The organism is uncultured Thiodictyon sp. (assembly GCF_903828115.1).
Lineage (GTDB): Bacteria > Pseudomonadota > Gammaproteobacteria > Chromatiales > Chromatiaceae > Thiodictyon.
Genome location: NZ_CAIKKU010000533.1, coordinates 1 through 2,113, shown reverse-complemented (window position 1 = coordinate 2,113; position 2,113 = coordinate 1). Strand labels below are relative to the sequence as shown.

Annotated in this window: 3 protein-coding genes; all 3 read right to left on the bottom strand. The window is 69.7% G+C overall.

Features of this window, described 5'->3' with window-relative positions; all coding sequences use genetic code 11:
• Positions 1-133: 133 nt before the first annotated feature.
• Entirely contained in the window at positions 134-727 is a 594-nt protein-coding gene (locus QZY48_RS19825) for an FHA domain-containing protein (RefSeq protein WP_295434413.1), read from the bottom strand.
• Between the two features lie 290 nt (positions 728-1,017).
• On the bottom strand, positions 1,018-1,743 hold the full coding sequence (locus QZY48_RS19820) for a protein phosphatase 2C domain-containing protein (protein WP_295434411.1): 726 nt from the start codon (positions 1,741-1,743) through the stop codon (positions 1,018-1,020).
• A partial coding sequence (locus tag QZY48_RS19815) for an FHA domain-containing protein (RefSeq protein WP_295434409.1) occupies positions 1,740-2,113 on the bottom strand: 374 nt, incomplete at its 5' end. The genes QZY48_RS19815 and QZY48_RS19820, both read right to left, overlap by 4 nt.

Sequence of the window (2,113 nt, the reverse complement as noted above, 5' to 3'; positions counted from 1 at the left end):
CGTAATCGTAATCGTAATCGAAGAAGCGCTGCAAATAGGCTATCCGGAGAATCCTGGGCGCTACGATAATCTCGATTACGACAACGACAACGACAACGACAACGACAACGGTGCCAGGGGTCGCGGCAGCGGCTCAGCCGACCTGGTCGGCGGCCACCGGCCAGGTGAAGCGCTCACCGCAGAAGGGGACGAACAGGAGCTTGCTGGCGCCGAGTTCGATGGTGTCGTAGGGGGCCAGGGGCGCGGCGGCCAGCAGTTCCTCGTCGGTCAGATAGGTGAGGCCGCGGCCGTCGCCGGGGGCGAGGTTGAAGGTGTGACGCTTGGGGTTGTAGCTTAAGACCGCGTGGTTCTCGCAGCTGATGCTGGTGTCGCCGGCGATGACGATGTCCATGGTCGCGTCGCGGCCGATGAAGTTGCGCTCGGCGTGGACGCGGTAGTCGCGGCCCCGGTCCGGCCCCTCGATGCAGACCAGCCAACCGACCACCGGGTCGAGGCCCAGGCGTTTTCTGAAGATGCCGACGGTCTCTTCCGGGTCGCGCCGCGGGCCGCGGCTGCCGGCGGCGCGGGTCTTGGGGAAGTCCTCGCTGGCGGTCCCGGGTGATACGCTGACCGCGTCGGGCGGCCTACCCACGGTTTCCCCGAGATCGATCGGGACGCCGCAATAGGGGCAGGTGGAGTGGGTGCGCTCGTCGTAGAAGTGTCCCTTGCCGCAGGATTTCATGCCCATGGTGTCGCCCCCGTGTGTCCTGTGTGCCGTGCGTGTTTCTCGCGGGATTTTAGGGGATAGCGGGGGCGGAAGAAAGAAGGTCTCTCACGGAGACACAAAGACACGGAGAAAGACAGTTCCGGATCTCCGTGGCTCCGTGTCTCCGTGAGAGGCTTCTTCTCAGCCACCGCGAGACTTCGGGTGCGGATCTGCCACTGGCCGGAACGATGATCGAGGGCCGCTCTCGCTCTTGCTCTTGCACCCCATCTGTTGATTTTGGCAGTTAGGGCGGCGCATTCGCTGCTCCTCGGTCAGGCGACGAAGACGGCCGTGGCGGTGTAGTTGTCGTGGTCCGGCTCGGCCCGCGCCAACAGGCGTGCGGCCAGGGCCGCCAGCCAGTCGTCCGCGCTCGCGCTCTTGGCCAGCAGCACCTCCATTTCCCCCTCGGTGACATACTCCCAGAAACCGTCGGTGCAGAGCAGAAAGGCGTCGCCGGGCTCCAGCGGCTCCGGCGTCGCCGACACGGTGGGGCGCGCCTCGCCCTCGTTGCCCAGGGTGCGCAGGAGTCGGTTGCGGTCCTCGTGGAAGCGGATCTCGTCGGGGCGGATCTCCCCGGCGCGCGCCAGGGCCTGGGGCACGCTGTGGTCGGCGGTCTGAAACCGCAGGCGACCGCCCCGGAAGTGATAAAGCCGGCTGTCGCCCACATGGGCCCAGAGCGCGCGCTCGCCGTCGCTCACCAGCACCACCAGGGTGGTGCGCATCCGCTCCAGGCGCGGGTCACGGTCCTGGTGGTCCTGGATGGCGTGATGGGCGTCCGCGATGGCCTGGGCCAGGGCCTCGCCGGTCGGCAGTGGCGCCCCGGCCAACGCGCCCAGGACCTGGTCCACGGCGAGGCGCGCGGCCACCTCGCCGCCTGCATGGCCGCCCAGTCCGTCGGCCAGGACCCAGCAGCCGTCGCGGTGGGCGGCGGCGTCCTCGTTGGCGTCGCGGCCGCCGGCGCGGCTCAGGGTGGCGGTGCTCAGGGCCAATCGGCTCATGTCATCCGGACCTCGAAGGCGACCTCGGACGTCGCCAGGTGGAAGCGGTCGCCGGGGTTCAGCGTCGTGCTCCCTCCCGCGGGCAGGGGCGCGCCGTTGAGGAAGGTTCCGTGGGTGGACCAGCAGTCTTCCAGAGTGAAGACCCGGCGGGTCCAGTCGTAGCCGACGAGGGCGTGGCGCTTGCTGACCCGACCCTGGGCGGCCGGGATCACCAACTGCGCCAGGGCCGGGTCGCGGCCGATGGCGATGGGGCCATCGGCCAAGGGCAGTTCGACCCCGGTATAGGGGCCGGCGATGCCGCGCAGCAGCGGTGTGCCGGCGGCCGGCGGCGGCGCCGCGCGGGGGGCCGCGGCCGGGCGCAATGGGCGCG